This is a genomic window from Streptomyces sp. NPDC007896 (assembly GCF_042959425.1).
GTDB lineage: Bacteria > Actinomycetota > Actinomycetes > Streptomycetales > Streptomycetaceae > Streptomyces.
In genome coordinates this window covers 239,544-259,717 of sequence record NZ_JBIBKX010000010.1, presented here as the reverse complement: position 1 = coordinate 259,717, position 20,174 = coordinate 239,544, and the positions used below count along the sequence as shown (strand labels likewise).

General features: G+C 69.4%; 18 protein-coding genes. 8 read left to right on the top strand and 10 right to left on the bottom strand.

Going from position 1 to position 20,174, the window contains the following annotated elements:
- The first annotated feature begins 49 nt into the window (after positions 1–49).
- A complete protein-coding gene (locus ACFZDJ_RS30820) occupies positions 50–412 on the top strand; it encodes a DUF4180 domain-containing protein (protein ID WP_391063672.1) in 363 nt (120 codons plus the stop codon).
- A gap of 100 nt (positions 413–512) precedes the next feature.
- Here ACFZDJ_RS30820 and ACFZDJ_RS30815 read toward each other — a convergent pair whose 3' ends face one another.
- Positions 513–1,172 carry a methyltransferase domain-containing protein gene (locus ACFZDJ_RS30815; RefSeq protein WP_390933631.1) on the bottom strand — a complete coding sequence of 220 codons (660 nt, stop codon included), beginning with the start codon at positions 1,170–1,172 and terminating at the stop codon, positions 513–515.
- A gap of 214 nt (positions 1,173–1,386) precedes the next feature.
- On the opposite strand from ACFZDJ_RS30815, the gene ACFZDJ_RS30810 reads away from it, so the two are divergent.
- The 4 genes from ACFZDJ_RS30810 to ACFZDJ_RS30795 all read left to right on the top strand — a co-directional run bounded on the left by ACFZDJ_RS30810 (position 1,387) and on the right by ACFZDJ_RS30795 (position 5,327).
- Complete coding sequence (locus ACFZDJ_RS30810; protein ID WP_075031636.1) at positions 1,387–2,322, top strand: ABC transporter ATP-binding protein; 936 nt, start codon at positions 1,387–1,389, stop codon at positions 2,320–2,322.
- A complete protein-coding gene (locus ACFZDJ_RS30805) occupies positions 2,319–3,170 on the top strand; it encodes an ABC transporter permease (RefSeq protein WP_391063670.1) in 852 nt (283 codons plus the stop codon). The genes ACFZDJ_RS30810 and ACFZDJ_RS30805 overlap by 4 nt, the downstream gene beginning before the upstream one ends.
- Before the next feature lie 97 nt (positions 3,171–3,267).
- Positions 3,268–4,626 (top strand): histidine kinase, encoded by a 1,359-nt coding sequence (locus tag ACFZDJ_RS30800; RefSeq protein ID WP_390933630.1) that lies wholly within the window; start codon positions 3,268–3,270, stop codon positions 4,624–4,626.
- Positions 4,623–5,327, top strand: a complete 705-nt coding sequence (locus ACFZDJ_RS30795; RefSeq protein ID WP_168511510.1) for a response regulator transcription factor — start codon at positions 4,623–4,625, stop codon at positions 5,325–5,327. The genes ACFZDJ_RS30800 and ACFZDJ_RS30795 overlap by 4 nt, the downstream gene beginning before the upstream one ends.
- 104 nt (positions 5,328–5,431) lie before the next feature.
- On the opposite strand, the gene ACFZDJ_RS30790 is transcribed toward ACFZDJ_RS30795, so the two are convergent.
- Positions 5,432–6,046 (bottom strand): YceI family protein, encoded by a 615-nt coding sequence (locus ACFZDJ_RS30790; RefSeq protein WP_391063667.1) that lies wholly within the window; start codon positions 6,044–6,046, stop codon positions 5,432–5,434.
- A gap of 608 nt (positions 6,047–6,654) precedes the next feature.
- On the opposite strand from ACFZDJ_RS30790, the gene ACFZDJ_RS30785 reads away from it, so the two are divergent.
- Positions 6,655–8,244, top strand: a complete 1,590-nt coding sequence (locus ACFZDJ_RS30785; protein WP_168511514.1) for an acyl-CoA carboxylase subunit beta — start codon at positions 6,655–6,657, stop codon at positions 8,242–8,244.
- 57 nt (positions 8,245–8,301) lie between these two features.
- Positions 8,302–8,496 (top strand): acyl-CoA carboxylase subunit epsilon, encoded by a 195-nt coding sequence (locus ACFZDJ_RS30780; RefSeq protein WP_067370986.1) that lies wholly within the window; start codon positions 8,302–8,304, stop codon positions 8,494–8,496.
- Positions 8,497–8,652: 156 nt separating this feature from the next.
- On the opposite strand, the gene ACFZDJ_RS30775 is transcribed toward ACFZDJ_RS30780, so the two are convergent.
- The 8 genes from ACFZDJ_RS30775 to ACFZDJ_RS30740 all read right to left on the bottom strand — a co-directional run bounded on the left by ACFZDJ_RS30775 (position 8,653) and on the right by ACFZDJ_RS30740 (position 19,074).
- Positions 8,653–9,234: an ATP/GTP-binding protein gene (locus tag ACFZDJ_RS30775; RefSeq protein WP_015657622.1), complete on the bottom strand. Its 582-nt coding sequence runs from the start codon at positions 9,232–9,234 to the stop codon at positions 8,653–8,655.
- Positions 9,215–9,805 carry a DUF742 domain-containing protein gene (locus ACFZDJ_RS30770; RefSeq protein ID WP_067370988.1) on the bottom strand — a complete coding sequence of 197 codons (591 nt, stop codon included), beginning with the start codon at positions 9,803–9,805 and terminating at the stop codon, positions 9,215–9,217. The genes ACFZDJ_RS30775 and ACFZDJ_RS30770 overlap by 20 nt, the downstream gene beginning before the upstream one ends.
- Positions 9,806–9,899: 94 nt before the next feature.
- Entirely contained in the window at positions 9,900–10,313 is a 414-nt protein-coding gene (locus tag ACFZDJ_RS30765; protein ID WP_030948713.1) for a roadblock/LC7 domain-containing protein, read from the bottom strand.
- 10 nt (positions 10,314–10,323) lie between these two features.
- Positions 10,324–13,527: a nitrate- and nitrite sensing domain-containing protein gene (locus tag ACFZDJ_RS30760; protein WP_391063664.1), complete on the bottom strand. Its 3,204-nt coding sequence runs from the start codon at positions 13,525–13,527 to the stop codon at positions 10,324–10,326.
- A gap of 350 nt (positions 13,528–13,877) precedes the next feature.
- Positions 13,878–14,453, bottom strand: a complete 576-nt coding sequence (locus tag ACFZDJ_RS30755) for an ATP/GTP-binding protein (protein WP_054235412.1) — start codon at positions 14,451–14,453, stop codon at positions 13,878–13,880.
- On the bottom strand, positions 14,434–14,832 hold the full coding sequence (locus ACFZDJ_RS30750; protein WP_054235411.1) for a DUF742 domain-containing protein: 399 nt from the start codon (positions 14,830–14,832) through the stop codon (positions 14,434–14,436). Before ACFZDJ_RS30750 ends, ACFZDJ_RS30755 begins: the two co-directional genes overlap by 20 nt.
- 111 nt (positions 14,833–14,943) lie before the next feature.
- On the bottom strand, positions 14,944–15,357 hold the full coding sequence (locus ACFZDJ_RS30745; RefSeq protein ID WP_010984127.1) for a roadblock/LC7 domain-containing protein: 414 nt from the start codon (positions 15,355–15,357) through the stop codon (positions 14,944–14,946).
- A 9-nt stretch (positions 15,358–15,366) separates the two neighbouring features.
- Entirely contained in the window at positions 15,367–19,074 is a 3,708-nt protein-coding gene (locus tag ACFZDJ_RS30740; RefSeq protein WP_391063661.1) for a nitrate- and nitrite sensing domain-containing protein, read from the bottom strand.
- A gap of 597 nt (positions 19,075–19,671) precedes the next feature.
- Between ACFZDJ_RS30740 and ACFZDJ_RS30735 the strand changes: the two genes are divergently transcribed.
- Entirely contained in the window at positions 19,672–19,860 is a 189-nt protein-coding gene (locus tag ACFZDJ_RS30735) for a hypothetical protein (RefSeq protein WP_067370993.1), read from the top strand.
- Positions 19,861–20,174 lie beyond the last annotated feature (314 nt).

Genomic DNA, 20,174 nt, shown 5'->3' with positions numbered 1-20,174 from the left:
CGGGAAATGCGTGGCCCGGAGGGCGCGTTCATGCCTAGCCTCGATCTTCATGAGCACCCTGCAGACGATCCATGACGTGCCCGTGATGATGTGTGCCGCCGAGGGCGAGATCATCGGAGGCGAGGGCGACGCCCTGGACCTCATCGGCAACGCCGCCTATCAGGGTGCCCGGTGGGTGGTCATTCCCGCCGAGCGGCTCGACGAGGCGTTCTTTCAGCTGCGTACCCGCGTGGCCGGTGACATCGTCCAGAAGTTCGCCAACTACCGAGTGGCACTCGTCGTCCTTGGAGACATCTCCCGTCACACGGAGGCCAGTTCGGCGCTGCGGGACTTCGTCCGTGAGTGCAACCGGGGGCGGCAGACCTGGTTCCTCACCGATGTCGAGGAACTGCGCGAACGGCTGAAGGGCTGACGGCGGAAGGGCCAATGGCTGCTGAAGGGCCAACGGCTGCTGAAGGGCCACTGGCTGAAGGGCTGGGCGTGTTGCGCCGTGGCGTTGTCGGAATCCGACCTCATGACCGTTCCGGCTTTCGGGCGAGGAACGTGGCGACCGTCCTCTTGGCTCCTTCGCCGGGCTCCTGCACCAGCCGCGCGGTGACGACGAGCCCGGCCTGCTCCAACAGCTCGGCAACCCGGTCCGGCGGCAACAGGTAGGACTCGAAGGACACCGGATGGCCGCCGTACGCCTGCGTCGGACGCAGACGTTCTCCGGCTCCCACATAACCGGCGATCATGAGACGGCCGCCGGGCGCGAGCGTGCGACGGAACTCGGCGAACACGACGGGCAGCAACTCCGGTGGCGTGTGGTGGACGGAGTAGTAGGCGAGGATGCCGCCGAGCTCGTCGTCCTCGAGAGGCAGCTCGGTCATCGACCCGACGGTGAAGCGCAGACCGGGGTTGGCCCGACGGGCCAGCTCGACCATCGCGGGGGAGAGGTCGATGCCGAAGGTGGACACCCCCAGCTCGGCGAGGTAGGCCGTCACCAGGCCGGGCCCGCATCCCAGGTCCGCGAGCGCGCCGGCGTCGGCCGTCCGCACCATCTCGGCGAACGCGACGAGCATCGCGCGCGACAGCGGATCCAGCTGCGCCGGGGTCTTGACCTGTTCGGCGTAGTCGGCGGCCACCCTGTCGTACGACTCCCGGACGGCGGCAAGGTAGGCGAGATCAGTCACGCGGGCGACTGTAGGGGAGGGCCCGCGACCTCCGTAACCACCAGGGCGTATGCGGGAGGTGACGTCATCCCCCACGCGTGGCCCCGTGGTACCTCGGTACTACGGGCCGCACCTCATTGAGCTCCCGGGTACCACGGATCCCGCTCCGCGGGCCCCTAGCGTGGCGAGTGAGCAGTCTGGCGGGGCCAGGCCCCCCGAGCGTGAGGGAAGAGCGATGATCGAGGCACATCAGCTGACGAAGCGGTACGGGGAGAAGACGGCGGTCGACCGGCTCGACTTCGTCGTCAGGCCCGGCACGGTCACCGGCTTCCTGGGCCCCAACGGCGCGGGCAAGTCCACCACCATGCGCATGATCGTCGGACTCGACGCGCCGTCCGGCGGCAGCGTGACGGTCAACGGCAAGCACTACGCCGAGCACACCGCGCCGCTCCAGGAGGTCGGCGCGCTGCTGGAGGCCAAGTCGATCCACCCGGGCCGCTCCGCGTTCGACCACCTGATGGCGCAGGCCTACACCCACGGCATTCCGCGCCGCCGGGTGGACGAGGTCATCGAGCTGACCGGTCTGCAGTCCGTGGCCAAGAAGCGCGCGGGCGCCTTCTCCCTCGGCATGGGCCAGCGGCTGGGCATCGCCGCGGCGCTCCTCGGCGACCCGGCCACCATCATGCTCGACGAGCCGGTCAACGGACTGGACCCCGAGGGCGTGCTGTGGATCCGCAACCTGCTGACCGGACTCGCGGCGGACGGCCGTACGGTCTTCGTCTCCTCGCACCTGATGAGCGAGATGGCACTGGTCGCCGACCACCTGATCGTCGTCGGCCGTGGTCGCCTGCTCGCCGACACCACCGTGCAGGAGCTGGTCCAGCAGGCGGGCGGTGACACCGTGACCGTGGCCTCCGACCAGTCGGCCCGCCTGCGCGAGGTCCTGGCCGGTCCCGGCGTCGAGATCACCGGCGAGGTCGGCTCCGAGGAGCTGCACGTGACGGGCCTGTCCGCGCGGGCCATCGGTCTCAAGGCCGCCGAACACGGTATCCCCCTGTTCGAGCTCAGCTCCCGGACCGTCTCGCTGGAACAGGCGTTCATGGACCTGACCCGTGACGCCGTCGAGTACCACGCCACCGCCACCGTCGAGGCCCCTGGGAGGGCGGCATGAGCACCACCATCACCGTCACCGACAGTTCCGCGCCCGCACCGGCGCGGACCGCACGTCCCGAGTACAAGGTCACCGGCCGGCGCGTGCTGCGCTCGGAGTGGGCCAAGCTGTGGTCCCTGCGCTCCACCTGGATCACCCTCGGTCTGGGCCTGCTGTTCCTGGTCGCCTTCGGCGTGATCGCCGCCGCGCACTACAAGTCCCAGATCAACTCCGGTGAGCGGCTGCGCCCGGACGACGCCACGGCGACCGCGCTCAGCCTCTCCGTGTTCGGCACGAACTTCGCCCAGCTGGCGCTCGGCGTCCTGGGCGTGCTGGTCACCGCCGGCGAGTACTCCACCGGCATGATCCGCTCCACCCTGGCCGCCGTCCCGCGCCGCCTGCCGGTGCTGTGGTCCAAGGCGTCGGTGTTCGGCCTGGTCGCCCTCGTCGTCTCCACCATCGGCGTCTTCGTCGCGTTCATGATCACCAGCGGGATAGTCTCCGGCACCCCCGCGGCCCTCACGATCTCCCACGCCGGTGTCGTGCGCAGCCTGCTGGGCGCGGGCCTCTACCTCGGCCTGGTCGGCGTGATCGGCACCGCCCTGGGTGCCCTGCTGCGCTCGGTCGCCGGCGGCATATCGGTCCTGGTCGCCTCGCTGATGCTGATCCCCGGCCTGATCTCGCTGCTGCCCACCTCGTGGCAGGACAACATCAGCCCGTACCTGCCCAGCAACGCGGGTCAGTCGATGTTCGCGCTCACCCACGACTCGACGACCCTCGCGCCCACGGCCGGGCTCCTGGTCTTCCTCGGCTGGACCGTGCTCGCCCTGGCGGGCGCCGCCTACCGCCTCACGCGCACCGACGCCTGACGCCTGCTGGAGAGACACCCGGAGAGACACGCGGACGGGAAGGCGGCCGGACACACAATGGACAGGTGACACCCATGAACGCGGACCAGTGACCCCCATGAGCATCGACGACACCGCCCACCCAGGTGCACCCTCCGACCTGCCCCTCGCGGAGGCGGAGCTCCCGTGGAACCACCCCCTGGCCCGTGGGCTGTCCCAGCTCGGCCGACGGCTCAAGCAGGGCGACCGGAACCATCCGTGGGTCCTGGACACGAGCGTGATCGTGGTCGTGGCACTGATGTTCTGCGTGCCGGACCTGGTGCACGACGGCGACGGCCGACGACGCGCCTTCGACACCCAGGTCACCCACCTGCCCTGGCCGGTGACGGTCGCGCTGCAGGCCGGACTGGTCCTGCCGCTGCTGTGGCGGCGCCGAAGGCCGTCACTCGCCTTCGCCGTGATCGCCGCGGTGCTCTTCCTCCAGGTGGCGCTGGGAGTCTGGCTGCGTGCCGACGTCGCCCTGCTGATCGCCCTCTACAGCCTGGTGCTGCACGGACAGCTCCGGCGGCTGCCGGTGGCCTGCGCGGTCACCGCGGCCGCCCTCGGCCTTGTCGCGCTGCGGCTGCCGTCCGCGGTGTCCGTCCTGGACGCGCTGTTCTTCCTGTTCAGCACGATCACCGCGGCGGTCGCGCTCGGTCTGGCCGTACGCATCCGGCGCGCCCAGCTCGCCGTCCTGCGCGACCGCGCGACCCGCCTGGAGATCGAACGCGACCAGCGCAGCAAGCTCGCCGCCGCCGCCGAACGCACCCGGGTGGCCCGCGAGATGCACGACATCGTCGGGCACAACCTCTCCGTCATCATCACGCTCGCCGACGGTGGCGCGTACGCGAGCGACATCGCACCGGAACGCGGCAAGCAGGCCCTGCTGCTCATCGGTGACACCGGGCGGCAGGCGCTGGGCGAACTGCGCCGCATGCTCGGCGTGCTGCGCGAGCAGACCCAGACCCCCGCCGCGCCCCAGCTCAGCCCCCAGCCGGGTATCGCGGACATCGACGCCCTGTGCGCCCGGATTCGCGCCGCCGGTCCCCAGGTCGTCTACCGCACGGGCGGCGAGCTGGACACCCTGGACCGCGGGGTCCAGCTGACGGTGTACCGCATAGTGCAGGAAGCACTCACCAATGCCCTCAAGCACGCGGGCCACGACACCCGCGTCGAACTCGCGGTCGGCGTCAAGGACACGCGGCTGCACATCGACGTCCACGACACCGGCCGGGGCGACGGTACCGTCCGTCCGGGGCCGCCTCAGGAGGAAGGACACGGACTCGCCGGCATGAGAGAACGCGCAGCCCTCTACAGCGGGACCGTCACCGCGGGACCGGCCCCCGGCGGAGGATGGACGGTGCGGGCCACCCTCGACCTCACTCCCCTGGCCGAGACCGATGCCACCCCGCCGGCCGCCACGGGCGGTGCGGTGTGACCACCGTGCTCATCGTGGACGACCAGCCACTGCAACGCCTCGGCTTCCGGATGCTCCTGGAGAGCACCCCCGACACCGAGGTCGTCGGCGAGGCGGCCCACGGCGCCGACGCCGTGCGCAGGGCCGCCGAACTGCGCCCCGACGTGATCCTCATGGACGTACGGATGCCCGGCATGGACGGCATCGAGGCCACCCGTCGGGTGGTCGCCTCCGGTGACCGCTCCCGCGTCCTCATCCTGACCACGTTCGACCTGGACGAATACGCCCACGCGGCGCTGCGCGCGGGAGCCAGCGGATTCCTCCTCAAGGACGCCCACCCCGAGGAACTGCTGGCCGGCATCCGCGCGGTCGCGGCGGGCGACGCGGTGATCGCCCCCGCACTGACCCGCCGCCTCCTCGATGCCTACGCCAAGCACCTGCCCCGGGATTCGCCCGGCCAGGCGGGTCAGCCAGGCGGGTCGGGTCATAGGACGGCGGACGACCCCCGGGTGCGCGCTCTCACCGAACGGGAGTACGAGATCTTCGTCGCCATCGGCCAGGGCTGGAGCAACAGCGAGATCGCCGAGCGCCTGGTCGTCGCGGAATCCACCGTGAAGACCCATGTCGGCCGGGTCCTGGCGAAAGTGGGAGCCCGCGACCGCGTCCAGGCGGTCATCCTCGCCTACGACCTCGGCCTGGCCCACCCGAACCCGCCCGACTAGAGCCTGTCCGGCGGAGCGACGTACGCGGGCATGCCGAGCGCCCGCCCTCCCGCTGGGGGAGTCAGAGGGCGGGCGCGCTCAGGGCACCGGCGGCAGTCGACGGATCAGGCGTTCTTGATCGCCGAGATGTCGAAGGTGAGCTTGATCTTGTCGGAGACGAGGACGCCACCGGTCTCCAGGGCTGCGTTCCAGGTGAGGCCCCACTCGGAGCGCAGGATCTCCGCCTTGCCCTCGAAGCCGACGCGCTCGTTGCCGAAGGGGTCCTTCGCGGAGCCGTTGAACTCGAGGTCGATGGAGAGCGGCTTGGTGACGCCGAGGATCGACAGGTCGCCGGTGATCCGGTAGTCGTCGCCGCCCAGGGCCTCCGCCTTGGTGGAGCGGAAGGTCATCGTCGGGAACTCGTCGATCTTGAAGAAGTCGGAGCTCTTCAGGTGGCCGTCACGGTCCGCGGAGCCCGTCTCGATGCTTTCCATCTTGACGTCGATCGTGGCGGTGGACTTGGACGGGTCCGTGCCGTCCAGGTGCAGGGTGCCGTCGAAGTCCTTGAAGTAGCCCTTGACGTTCGTCACCATCGCGTGACGGGCGACGAAACCGATCTCCGAGTGGGACGGGTCGATCGCGTAGTCGCCGGTGAGTGCCGCGAGTTCGGGGCTCACAGCGGCGGGGGCCGTGGTCGCGGCGGCGGGGGTGTCGGTGGTCTTTCGGCCGAAGATGCCCATGACGTGCTCCTAGGGGGACGGGTCGCGGTTTCGGCGGGAGTCGAGAGCCGCGGCAAATGTTTGTTGAAGATTCAACGAGGCCAACAAGGGAGACACTAGACCTATTCCGTTCAAGTTTCAACATCATCCGCCATGTGTTTACGACGTTACGTCGCGGTTCCCCGACATGCTTCCTGATGGTCACTCCCCGCTCTCGCGCGGTGACAGCCGTGGTCGTGCGTGGGTGATGGCCGCGCGGCGCCTTGTGGAAGCCGCAGTGGTCATGGCGGCCTGCGTATCCTCGTCTCCAAGCCCGCCGGTACCGCCCGGTCCACGTTTCAGACCGGGGGCTGATACACCTGGACGGGGGGGCGGGTCGATGGCCCGGTGTACGCCGAACGGGTCTCGTTCAAGGCTCCGTGTCACTCTAGGGATGGCATGGGACCCTCACGAATGTGAGCGGACTCTCAGCCCACGGCTTTGTGTGACCTCTACAAGCCAGATGCCCTCTGAGCAGTCAGATCGCCTGCATGCCGTCACGGTTCTGTTCAGGGGTACCAGGAAAACGGGCCGGAGACTGTACGGAGTCGACGGCCCGCTTTTCTTGTTCGACTTCGTATGGTCGCTACATGACCGTTTTGGATGAGGCCGCACCCTCAGGCGAACCCACGGACGCACGCGGGCGCGTGGCCGAACTGCACGCGATTCGTGCGGCGGCGCTGCGAGGACCCAGCGAGAAGGCGACCGAGGCGCAGCACGCCAAGGGCAAGCTGACCGCCCGGGAGCGCATCGAGCTGCTTGTCGACCCCGGGTCCTTCCAGGAGGTCGAGCAGCTGCGCCGGCACCGGGCGACCGGGTTCGGCCTGGAGGCCAAGAAGCCGTACACCGACGGTGTCATCACCGGCTGGGGCACGGTGGAGGGCCGTACGGTCTTCGTCTACGCGCACGACTTCCGTATCTTCGGCGGCGCGCTGGGCGAGGCCCACGCCACGAAGATCCACAAGATCATGGACATGGCCATCGCGGCCGGCGCGCCGCTGGTCTCCCTCAACGACGGCGCCGGTGCCCGCATCCAGGAGGGTGTGAGCGCGCTCGCCGGGTACGGCGGCATCTTCCAGCGCAACACCAAGGCCTCCGGCGTCATCCCGCAGATCTCGGTGATGCTCGGCCCGTGCGCGGGCGGTGCGGCGTACTCGCCCGCCCTGACGGACTTCGTGTTCATGGTCCGCGAGACCTCGCAGATGTTCATCACCGGCCCCGACGTCGTCAAGGCGGTCACGGGCGAGGAGATCACCCAGAACGGGCTCGGCGGCGCCGACGTCCACGCGGAGACCTCCGGTGTCTGTCACTTCGCGTACGACGACGAGGAGACCTGCATCGCGGAGGTTCGCTACCTCCTGTCGATGCTCCCGCAGAACAACCGCGAGAACCCCCCGCACGTGGCCTCGCAGGACCCCGCGGACCGCCGCTCGGACGTCCTCCTGGACCTGGTCCCGGCGGACGGCAACCGGCCGTACGACATGACGAAGGTCATCGAGGAACTCGTCGACGACGGCGACTACCTGGAGGTCCACGAGCGCTGGGCCCGCAACATCATCTGCGCCCTGGCCCGTCTGGACGGCCAGGTGGTCGGCATCGTCGCCAACCAGCCGCAGTCCCTCGCGGGCGTGCTGGACATCGAGGCCTCCGAAAAAGCTGCGCGCTTTGTCCAGATGTGTGACGCTTTTAATATTCCGATCGTCACCCTCCTGGACGTTCCCGGGTTCCTGCCCGGGGTGGACCAGGAGCACGGCGGGATCATCCGGCACGGCGCGAAGCTGCTGTACGCGTACTGCAACGCGACGGTGCCGCGGATCTCGCTCATCCTGCGCAAGGCGTACGGAGGTGCCTACATCGTCATGGACAGCCAGTCCATCGGGGCCGACCTCACCTACGCCTGGCCCACCAACGAGATCGCCGTGATGGGTGCGGAAGGTGCGGCCAACGTCATCTTCCGCCGGCAGATCGCCGAGGCCGCCGACCCCGAGGCCATGCGCGTACGCATGGTCAAGGAGTACAAGGCCGAACTCATGCACCCCTACTACGCGGCAGAGCGGGGCCTGGTCGACGACGTCATCGACCCGGCGGAGACCCGCGAGGTGCTGATCCGCTCCCTGGCCATGCTGCAGTCCAAGCACGCGGACCTGCCCTCCCGCAAGCACGGCAACCCCCCGCAGTAACCCTGCGGATCCTTCGCGGTACCGCCGCGGAAACCTCTCTCACGGAGACTGAAACCTATGGACACCCCTGACATCCGCGTCGAGAAGGGCCACGCCGAGCCCGAGGAAGTCGCCGCCATCACGGCCATCCTCCTGGCCCGCGCCGCCGCCCAGCCGGACACCACCCCGACCCACCGTGGCCGTGCGAAAGCAGGCTGGCGCCGTCTGGAGCGCGAGCCCGGCTTCCGCGCGCCGCACAGCTGGCACGGCTAGCCCCTGGCGCCTCAGCAACGGGGAAGGGCCCGCTCTGTGAAGAGCGGGCCCTTCCCTTTGTCCTTGTCCCATTGTCCTTGTCCCAGGCAAAAGAAGGGGCGCCCTCTCCATTCGGTGGAGAGGGCGCCCCTTCTTTTGCCTCGCCGCGCGCAGGCGCTACCGCAGACGTGCCATCAGGGCGTGCTCGACCAGCGTGATCAGTGCCGACTTCGCGTCGGCGCGGTGCCGGGCGTCCGTCGTGATGATCGGCGTGTCGGGGCCGATCTGAAGGGCTTCACGGACCTCGTCCGGGTTGTAAGGCTGGTTGCCGTCGAAGCCGTTGAGGGCGATGACGAACGGCAGGCCGCTGTTCTCGAAGTAGTCGACCGCGGGGAAGCAGTCGGCCAGGCGGCGGGTGTCGACCAGGACGACGGCACCGATGGCGCCGCGGACCAGGTCGTCCCACATGAACCAGAAGCGGTCCTGACCCGGCGTACCGAAGAGGTACAGGATCAGGTCCTGGTCCAGGGTGATGCGGCCGAAGTCCATGGCGACGGTGGTCGTCGTCTTGTCTCCGGTGTGCGTGAGGTCGTCGATGCCGGCGGACGCGGACGTCATGACGGCCTCGGTGCGCAGCGGGTTGATCTCCGAGACGGCGCCGACGAACGTGGTCTTGCCCACGCCGAAGCCGCCCGCCACCACGATCTTCGCGGACGTGGTGGAGCGGGAAGGCCCTCCGCTAGAGCTTGCGAAGTCCACTGAGCACCCTTTCGAGCAATGTCACGGCTGGCTGGCCGCCGGCGCTCTCGTCGCCGCCGGGCTGATGAATGGCGACCAGGCCCGCCTCCGCCAAGTCGGCGACGAGAATCCTGGCCACGCCGAGAGGGATCGTCAGCAGCGCCGAGATTTCGGCCACCGACTTGATCTCCCGGCAGAGGTTGCAGATCCGCTGATGTTCGGGCAACTGGCCCTGCATCTGGTGCGGTTGTGCGGTGGTGTGCACCAGTGCCTCGATGGCGAGCTGGTAGCGGGGCCTGGTGCGGCCGCCCGTCATCGCGTACGGGCGCACCAGAGGGTTGTTCGACGATCCCGCGGGCGCCGCCTCGGGGGTGCGTCGCTGCGGCTGCACAGGCTGGATGCGCGGCGCCGGCGGCTGGTCGTACGGCGAGGGGCCGGGGCCCTGCGGTGCGTACGGCTGCTGCCGCCGGTGGCTCGGCGCGGAGGGGAAGTTGAATCGGTTCGGGTTCTGAGAACCGTCACCCTGGCCCTGCCCCTGGCCGGGGCCGTACGACCAGTTGCCCGAAGACGAACCGCCTGGGGGTGTTGCCACTTTCTCCTCCTCCGACTGTGCCGGGCACCCATCACTGTGGGACCGCGTCCCGAAACCTTACGGCCCCGGGACGCCAATACGCACGGTCTGTCTGTTAGTTGAGAAGGCTCCCTTGGAGCTCCGCTCGAAGATCCGGGGTCAGAACCGTACCGGCACGGTCCACCAGAAGGGCCATCTCGTACCCGATGAGACCGATGTCCGCTTCGGGATGTGCAAGGACCGCGAGCGAGGAACCATCGGAAATGGACATGAGGAAGAGGAATCCTCGCTCCATCTCCACAACTGTCTGGTTCACGCTGCCGCCCTCGAAGATGCGGGACGCGCCCGCGGTCAACGAGGTCAGCCCGGACGCGACGGCCGCGAGCTGGTCGGCGCGGTCACGGGGAAAGCCTTCGGACATCGCCAGAAGGAGTCCGTCGGCGGAGACCACCACCGTGTGGGACACCCCGGGGGTGTTGTCCACGAAGTTGGTGATCAACCAGTTGAGGTTCTGCGCCGCCTGGCTCATCGGGCTCACACTAACGCTCCTGGTTGTAGGTGCTGTCAGGACCGAAGCCCTGGCCGTTCGTGTCACTACCTGCATTGCGTCCCTGCTGGACGCCGCGGCGCAGGTTGCTCAGCCTGCCCCGGATGTCCTCGGGAGCGCGGGAGACCTGGGGGCCGCCCTGTGGGGTCGTTTCCGCGGTGCCCTCGACCAGATTGGCCTTGGGTACCCGCCGGGGAAGACCGGACGAGGTGACCCCGCCCGCCTTGGGCTTCTTGAGCTGCTCGGCGCGCTGCCAGCGGTTGTCGTTGGACGTACGCCAGTCGCCGTCGCCATTGCTCGCGGTGGCCGCGGGCGGTGCCTGAACCCCCTGGGTGCCATGGTCCACGGGCCGCTGGCCGTTGGTGCCGCTCGCGGTGGATCCGCGGCGCGGCAGCCCGGCGTCGGTCAGCTCATGGGGGGCGGAGGAGGTCGGTCCCGGACGGCTGAAGCCTACGCGGTCCTGCTCACTCACGTCAGCGGCCTGCGAAGATTCCGCTTCGGGAGCGTACTCGGACGGGTAGCCGTTCCGGTACGAGTCCTGCTGCGGCCAGTCGTCCTGGTAGGACGGCTCGTCGAAGGTCGAGAAGGTGTCCGAAGCGGAACTCCGGGCTCCCGTGTGCTCCTCCTGGACCGGCTCCGCATACGCGGGTTCCGGGTAGCCGCCGTTCGACGGGAAGTACGTCTCGTCGTACGTCCCCTGCTGCGGCTCCTCGTACGCCGTCTGCTGGTCGTACGAGGCCTGCTGCTCCTCGTAGGCACCCTGGCCGTTGTCGTATCCGGGCTGCCCGTTGTCGTACGCGGGCTGGGGGGCCTCGAAGTCCTCCTGGTACCTCGGTGCCTCGATGGCCTCCGGCTGGCCCTGTGCCTGGGCCTCCAGGGCCGCACGGCGCTCCTCACGCATCAGCGAGCGCCCGACGGGGTCCAGCTCCCGGATGTCGTCGGGGACCTCCGTGTAGCGGCTGTCGTCGAAGCCGAGTTCGGCGGCGGTGCGCATCGGCTGGGCCTGAGACTGGAAGGCCTGCTCCGGCTGGAAGCCCTGCGGCTCCGGGATGATCTGCGAGACGGTGAACTCGTCGCGCTGGAGCTGCTGTTCGCCGCCGCCACCACCGTGGGTGATCGCGTCGGGGAGCATGACGAGCGAGGTCGTACCGGCCTGCTCGCCGGAGGGGCGCAGCTGGACGCGGATGCCGTGCCGGTCGGACAGCCGGCCGACCACGAACAGGCCCATGCGCTGCGAGATCGCGGCGTCCACGGTCGGCGGGTTGGCCAGCTTGTGGTTGATGTCCGCGAAGTCCTCGGCGGTGAGGCCGATGCCCTTGTCGTGGATCTCGACCATGATGCGGCCGTCGGGCAGCCGGGTCGCGGTGACGCGGACCTTGGTCTGCGGGGAGGAGAACGTGGTGGCGTTCTCCAGGAGCTCGGCGAGCAGGTGCACGAGGTCGGTCACGGCGCGGCCGTGGATCTCGGCCTCCGGGACGCCGGACAGCTCGACGCGCTCGTACTGTTCCACCTCGGAGGAGGCGGCGCGCAGCACGTCGACCAGCGGGACCGGCTGGTCCCAGCGGCGGCCGGGCTCCTCGCCGGCGAGGACCAGGAGGTTCTCGCCGTTGCGGCGCATACGGGTCGCGAGGTGGTCCAGGCGGAAGAGGTTCTCCAGCTGGTCCGGGTCGGCCTCGTTGTTCTCCAGGTCGGTGATCAGGGTCAGCTGGCCCTCGATCAGGGACTGGTTGCGGCGCGACAGGTTGGTGAAGATCGCGTTGATGTTGCCCCGCAGGAGGGCCTGCTCGGCGGCGAGCCGGACGGCCTCGCGGTGGACCTGGTCGAAGGCGCGGGCGACTTCGCCGATCTCGTCCGTGGTGGTGATCGGGATGGGCGTGACACGGGTGTCGACGCGGCCCGGGTCGGTGCGCGAGAGCTGGTCGACCAGCATCGGCAGACGCTGCTCGGCGACCCCGAAGGCCGCGTTGCGCAGCTGGCGCATCGCGCGGCTCATCTGGCGGGCCATGAGCCCGGCCAGGATGAAGGCGGCGAGCAGGGAGATCACGACGATGGCGCCGTTGATGTAGGCCCGGCGCTGGGCGTCGGAGGCGATGCTTCCGGCGTCGTTGACGGCCCGGTCGATGAGTTCCTTCTCGACCTGGCTGTAGCCCTGGAACTTGAGGGTGGCGGCGGCCATCCAGGTCTCTGGGGTGATGCCCTGAGCGGCGAGCTGGGTGGGCGTGGCGCCGCTGGCGATCGCCTGGATCATCTTGTTCATGGCGGGCGGCGTCACGAAGGTCCCGCCCGCGGCCTCGGTCTTGCTCTTGGCCGCGGCCAGCTGGCTCTTGCCCTCGGCGGTCTTCTGCTCCATGACCGTGGTGAGCCGGGCGGCGTCCGCCTCGGTACCACCGGAGACGTACTCCTGAAGAGCGATGTTCTCCAGGTACGCGTACGAGGTGAAGGAGGTGACCTGCAGCGCGTGGTTCTGCGCGTTGGTGCTGGGCTTGACCAGCAGGTGGGTGCCGATCGAGCGCTGCAGCGACTCGGCGCCCTTGGCGAGCGCGATGGCGTACACCGAACGGCCGTAGCTCGTGATGTTGCCGGTGCCCAGGCCCAGCTCGTTCGAGAACTCCATGAGGAGGTGCTCGACGGTGACGTAGCCCTCTTCGGTCTTCACCGGGTCCATGGACTTGGTGAAGGCGGCCTTGCGGATCTGGTCCAGCTGGGGCTCGGCCTTGATCACCAGGCTCAGCCGACGCTCAAGACCCTGCTTGGCCGGCATGCCGACGACTTCCTTGTGGAAGGCGTCGGCCATCTGGTCGGTGGTCGCGCGGACCTGCTTGACCGTGGCGTTGTTCCGGTCGCCCTTGAGCAGTGGCTCGGCGGACACGTCGCGCTCGTTGAGCAGAGCCTCGGCGTAGTCGCTGGAGGCCGCCACGATCTTGGCGACCTTCTCGGCGTCGCGCGCCTCCTGCCAGGTGTCGATCGAGTTCTTCACCTGGAAGCCGCCCATGATGAGGCCGACGATCACAGGTATGAGCAGGATCGCGTTCAGCCTGGTGGGCACACGCCAGTTACGGGGGGACAGACGACCGCCGCTCGGCGCGGGCGCCGGCGTGGGCTCCGGGACGGGCACCTGTGCGGGCGCCGCGCCGCGCGGCGGCGGGGTGAAGTTGCCCCGTGCCGACGGCTCGGGACCGTTCTTGCTTCGCCTCACTCGACCAACAACCTCTCGGCGTCGGCACCTACGTTGTGCCGCGGTGTCTCCAGCGCCCTTGACTACTGGGCAGTTCAGCGCATTCCAGCACGTCAGGCAGCGCCCTTCCAAACACTCGGAACCGCTGGTTCCGGGTGACGTATCCCCTAGATAAAACGGTCATAAAGAGCGAGCCCCGTCAAAAGACGGGGCTTTCGTGAGCGCAGCGACACCGAATGACCGCGATGCGTGTCGGTGTCCACCGAATTCCATGTCGAAACGTTATGAACACTGTGGCCGACCGTGTCAAACGACACAGCCGGCTCCAATGTCCCTACGACAACTGTCTTATGAAGCTGTCGACTTGAGTGCTACCGCAGTCGTGCCATGAGCGCGTGCTCGACCAGCGTGATGAGCGCGCTCTTCGCATCCGCACGGTGCCGGGCGTCCGTCGTGATGATCGGGGCGTCCGGTCCGATCTGGAGCGCCTCGCGCACCTCTTCGGGGTTGTAGGGCTGATGTCCGTCGAAGCCGTTGAGGGCGATGACGAACGGCAGGCCGCTGTTCTCGAAGTAGTCGACCGCGGGGAAGCAGTCGGCCAGGCGGCGGGTGTCGACCAGGACGACGGCACCGATGGCGCCGCGGACCAGGTCGTCCCACATGAACCAGAAGCGGTCCTGACCCGGCGTACCGAAGAGGTACAGGATCAGGTCCTGGTCCAGGGTGATGCGGCCGAAGTCCATGGCGACGGTGGTCGTCGTCTTGTCTCCGGTGTGCGTGAGGTCGTCGATGCCGGCGGACGCGGACGTCATGACGGCCTCGGTGCGCAGCGGGTTGATCTCCGAGACGGCGCCGACGAACGTGGTCTTGCCCACGCCGAAGCCTCCCGCCACCACGATCTTCGCGGAGGTGGTCGTCCTACCTCCGTCAGAGCTTGCGAAGTCCACTGAGCACCCTTTCGAGCAAAGTCACGTCCGGCGCGCCGCCGTTGTTCTCATCGCCGCCAGGCTGGTGAATGGCGACGAGGCCGGCCTCCGCGAGGTCCGCGACGAGGATCCTGGCCACACCGAGCGGCATGGACAGGAGGGCCGACACCTCGGCCACCGACTTGACCTCACGGCACAGGTGGCAGATCCGCTGGTGCTCGGGGAGCAGCCCCATCAGCTGCGCGGGGTCGGCCGTAGTGCTGATCAGCGCCTCGATGGCGAGTTGGTACCGCGGCCGGGTCCGGCCGCCGGTCATCGCGTACGGACGTACCAGCGGCTGGTCGCCCTCGTCCCCGTACGGCTGTGCGTACGGATCATGAGAGGCGGTGGGCGGGGTCATGAATCCTCCGGGCGGGACAGCAAGTCGGTCATTCGTGCCGTCTGTTGGGGCCGGTGGGGGGATTGTGGCGGCCGGACGGTGATTTCGTGCAGTCTCTAGAACCAGGGCCCTTTAGTGGAGCAGACTTCCCTGGAGTTCAGCGCGCAGGTCCGGTGTGAGTACGGCACCCGCCCGATCGACGAGCAGCGCCATCTCGTAGCCGACGAGGCCGATGTCGCACTCCGGGTGGGAGAGGACCGCCAGGGACGAGCCGTCCGAGACGGACATGAGGAAGAGGAAGCCGCGCTCCATTTCGACGACCGTCTGGGCCACCGTGCCGCCCTCGAAGATCCGGGAGGCCCCGGCGGTCAGCGAGGTCAGACCGGAGGCGACGGCCGCAAGCTGGTCGGCGCGGTCGCGTGGGAATCCTTCGGACATGGCCAGAAGGAGCCCGTCGGCGGACACGACGACGGTGTGGGACACCCCGGGGGTGTTGTCCACAAAGTTGGTGATCAACCAGTTCAGGTTCTGTGCCGCCTGGCTCATCGGGCTCAACTAACGCTCCTGCTGGTGAGTGGGGCTGGGGAAGCTGCCGGTCTGGCCGTTACCGGCCTGTCGACCCTGCTGAATGCCCCTACGGAGATTGGTCAGCCGGCCGCGTACGTCATCAGGCGCACGGGAGACCTGCGGACCAGTTTGGTGCTGTTGCTGCTGTGCCGTGCCCGCGACGAGGTTGGCTCGCGGGACGCGGCGCGGCAGGCCTGAGGTGGTGACCCCGCCCGCCGACGGTTGACGGACGCGTTCTGCCTGCCGGACGAGGTCGTCGTTCGGCGAGGTGCGCCAGTTGGCGGAGGCCGGTGCGGCGGCCGGCCGTTGCGGTGGTGCTGTGGGGGTCTGCGGCGGCTGCTGCGAGGGCTGCGAGCCGTTGGTGTGGACGCCGTTGTTCTGGGCGCCGTTGTGAGCTCCGTTGGGGGAGCCGTTCTGGGCGCCGTTCGCCTGACCGTGGAACCAGTTGGTCTCCAGCGTGTCGTACAGCGGCGTACGTCCGTCACCGGGGCCCGTCGCCGGAGGCAGCGCCTCGGGCTCCTGCGGACGCGTGGGCCGCTGCTGCGGAGGCGCCGGGCGCTCGAACTGGCCGGTGGACGAGGGGTCCTGGCGGTTGCCGTAGCCGGGCGTCGCGAACTGGCCGGTCGACGAAGGGTCCTGGGAGGCGCCGTAGCCGGGCGTCGCGAACTGGCCCGTGGACGACGGGTCCTGGGAGGCGCCGTAGCCCGGGGTGGCGAACTGGCCCGTGGCGGACGGGCTCGGGGCGGCCGGAGCCGTGCCCGAGGAACCGTACACGTCGGGGCGGACGAACTGACCGCCGTTCTGCCCGTTGTTCTGCGGCGCGTTCACGCCGGGGCGCGGGGCGTCGAAGTCGGGACGGGGGAATCCCGAAGTGGCGGCGGGCCCCTGTCGGTCGTCGATCCGCGGCATCTCCGAGGTCGCGGCCGGGTCCTGCCGGTCGTCGATCCGCGGCATGCGCGAAGTGGAGTCGGGTTCCTCGTGACCGCGCGGGGCGTCGAGGGACGCGCGCGGCACCGGCGGCTGCGCGTTGTCGTCGCTCCAGCTCGGCCGGGACTGCTGCGGGCTGCCACCGGGCAGCTCGGCACGCGGACCACCGCGTCCGGGCAGCTGCGGCCTGCGGCGGCCGCCGCCCTTGTTGCCCGCGGGCTGCTGCGGAGGAGCGGCCGCGGGGCCGCTGTTGTCACCGAAGTCGAAGCCCTGGGGCGCGCCGCTTCCGGCGGCCCCCAGGCCCTGCGGACCCTGTCCGAAGGCACCCGCACCGGCCGGAGCCGGCCTGCCCTGCTGCTGGTTGCCGGGACTCTGCGGTCCACGCGCTCCACCCGGGGCGCCGCCAGGACGACCGCCCTGGTTGCTGCCGGGGAGCGCGGCCCGCGGACCCTGACCGGCGCCGACCTGTCCGCGCTGCGGCTGGGCACCGAGGAGACCGCCCCCGCCACCGGCGGGGGCACCCGCCCCGAGGGACGGACCGCCGCCCTGGCCGCCGCGGCGGGCCGCCGCGACACCGGCCGAGGCCTGTGCGGCGGCCGGACCACCGGAACCACCCGGACCCGGCTTGCCCGGAGCCTTCTTGCCGCCCTGGGCGACATCGACGGGGAGCATGACGAGCGCGGTGGTGCCACCGGAGTCGGACGGGCGCAGCTGGATACGGATGCCGTGGCGCTGCGACAGACGACCGACCACGAACAGACCCATGCGGCGGGAGACGGAGACGTCCACGGTGGGCGGCGAGGCGAGCCGCTCGTTGATCGCGGCCAGGTCCTCGGGGGAGAGGCCGATACCGGTGTCGTGGATCTCGATCAGCACGCGGCCGTCGGGCAGCGCGTGACCGGTGACCTTGACCTTGGTCTGCGGGGAGGAGAACGAGGTGGCGTTCTCGAGGAGCTCGGCGAGCAGGTGCACGAGGTCGTTGACGACTCGTCCGGCGACCTGCGTCGTCGGGACCGAGGAAAGTTCGATGCGCTCGTACTGCTCCACCTCGGAGGCGGCGGCGCGGAGCACGTCGACCAGCGGGACCGGGCGGGTCCAGCGGCGGCCGGGCTCTTCACCGGCGAGGACGAGGAGGTTCTCACCGTTACGGCGCATGCGGGTCGCGAGGTGGTCGAGCTTGAAGAGGGAGGACAGCTGGTCCGGGTCGGCCTCGCGGGACTCCAGCTCGGAGATGAGCGAGAGCTGACGCTGGATGAGGCCCTGGGAGCGGCGCGAGAGGTTGGTGAACATCGCGTTGACGTTGCCTCGCAGGAGGGCCTGCTCGGCGGCCAGTCGGACGGCCTCGCGGTGCACGTCGTCGAAGGCCGCGGCCACCTGGCCGATCTCGTCCCGGGAGTGCACACCGACGGACTCGACGGAGGTGTCGACGTCCTGCGGGTCGGACTCGGAGAGCTGCTTGACCAGCTCGGGCAGACGGTCCTGGGCGACCTTGGTCGCGGTGTCCTGGAGCCGGCGCAGCGAGCGGATCATGGAGCGGGCCACGACGAAGGCGCCGACGAGAGAGACGCCGAGGACCAGCAGGATCAGCGCACCGGAGATGATCGCCTCCTGCTGGGAGGCGTTCTTCAGCTCACGGGCCTTCTGCTCCATCTGGTTGAGCAGCGTCAGCTCGATCTTCGACATCTGCTCGATCTTGGCCGTGTCGTCGTCGACCCAGTCCTTGTACGAGCGCTTGTCCTGGGTGTTCAGACCGCCCGTCGAGCCGAGTACGCGGTTGGAGTACGCGTCGGCGGCCTGGATGGTCGGGTTGCCCTGGTCGATCGGCTTGGTGAGGTCTTCCGCACCGCTGCCGTAGATGCTCGCGAAGCTGGTGCGCTCGGAGGCCTCGCTGTCCTGCGCGGAGTTCGCGTACAGCCGGTCGTTCTCGGAGAGCTGGCCGAAGGTGGTGTTGCCCGCGGGCAGCGCGGCGGCGATGACGGCGCGCTGGACGGAGGCGTACTCCTTGGCGGAGGAGAAGGCCGACAGGGCGCGGGTGCGCGAGATCATCTCCGGGTTGCTGGTCGCCTCGGCCATGTCCTGGGAGAGGTTGATCAGCTGGGTGATGAGGCGGTGGTACCCGTCGACCGTCTGCGAGGAGTTCTTCGCGTCGCTGTAGGCGCCGTTGCGGATGGTGCTCAGCTTGTTCAGCTCGCCCGCGATGGCCACGAGGCTGTCACGGACACCGGTGAGCTGTCCGTTCGCGCTGGCGGTGTCGATCTCCTGGGTGCCCTCGATGAACTGCTGCTTGGCGACGTCCGTCGCGTCGCGGACTCCCTTGACCGTGATGTCGGTGGGCTTCGCGCCGTGCGCGAGCGGGCCGGCCGACTGGTCGCGCTCCTTCTGGAGGGCGGCGGCGAGCTCCGTCGCCTGCTTGGTCATGTCGGTCAGCAGCTTCATGTTGTCGAGCTGCTGGATGTCGTCCATCGACTGGTTGATGCGCAGGGCACCCAGGGTGGTCGCGGCGACCACGGGGAGCGCGAGCAGCGACACCAGGCGCGTGGAGATGCGCCAGTTGCGCAGGGCTATTCGGGAGCCGGGGCCGGGGGGACCGTTCGGCTTCGCGGGTGGTTGGTCGGGAGCCTTCGCGCCGGGGCGCGCGGAGCGCTCACCGCCGCCGAGTTCTGATTGTCCCGGGTTCTGGGCGTGCTGGGGCGAGGAACCGCGGTCGGTCCCGCCGTGCGGCTCCGGCTCCGCCGAAGCGCTGCCATCCCTCTTGAAACGTCCCTGCACTAGCGTCGCAACCTCTGGACCAGGCGCCCCTCCGCGAAAACGGCGGGACGGTGTCGGCGTCGTTCAGGGGCGCAGGCGCACCCCCACGTGTGGTCGTGAGTGACCGGCGCTGCTCCCCCTTCCCGCCGCCACCCGGCGCTGAGTCGCGCCCCCTGTGCGCCGGTTCGATCCCGCGGCGGTCCGTGGAATTCCAGCACAGTGCAGGATCTCCAACAAGGCCCGTGTACCAGGCTGTGACCACCGTGACACCTTGTGAGGGATGCGTTACGAGACGTAGAAAGTGATCTCGTACATAAAGGGCGTATGCCTACGAGCCATGGGTGCGCGAGGGGTGTCCCAGTCGCGATGATCAGGAGCGGAATGTTGGGTTCAGTGGAGCAATGTCCGTTTCGCCGAGACGGGTTGGCGGCCTGAATTGACCGGTTTGCCTGCTAGTAAGTGAGCAAACTCACATGGCGATCATGAGGTCTTCACGGCTTCGACCGGGAATTGCATGTTTAGCCTGACGCTTTACAGGGATGGCAAATCCGACAACCCGCGCCGACCCGGCGGTCCTTGACCCCTGCGGCGCCCACCAAGACGAGGTCTGGAACAACAGTGAAGACGACGATGATGTTCCGCAACATAGCCAACCCGCGACGCACCACGCTGGCGCACCTCGAGGACGCCGACGCGCTGCAGACGCCGGAGCAGCCGGAGCACTCGGTCGACCTCCCCACCCAGACCGCCAACCCCCGCCGCACCATCCTGATGGAAGCCCCGGTCACGGCCGCCGTCGCCGAGTAATACGCACGCGGACCGCCGCCGACTCACTGCGCCGGGGGTCGGCCGCCGCACATGACCGAGGGTCGCGCGAGGCAGGTGGCTGATGGGCCGCCCGGCGACGGCCGGCGGGCGGCACGCATGGTCGACGATCGCCCCGCGCACTTCGTCGGCGGCCGACCGCCACTTTCGGCCGATGGCCGGTGGGGCATGTGGATGACGGCCCCCCGGCGCCGGTGGCCGACGGCGGCCGCACGCGGCGGACAGTCAACCGGCACACACGGTGGACAGCCGCCCGGCGCACACGGCTTGCGGCCCACCGGCGGATATACGCGAAG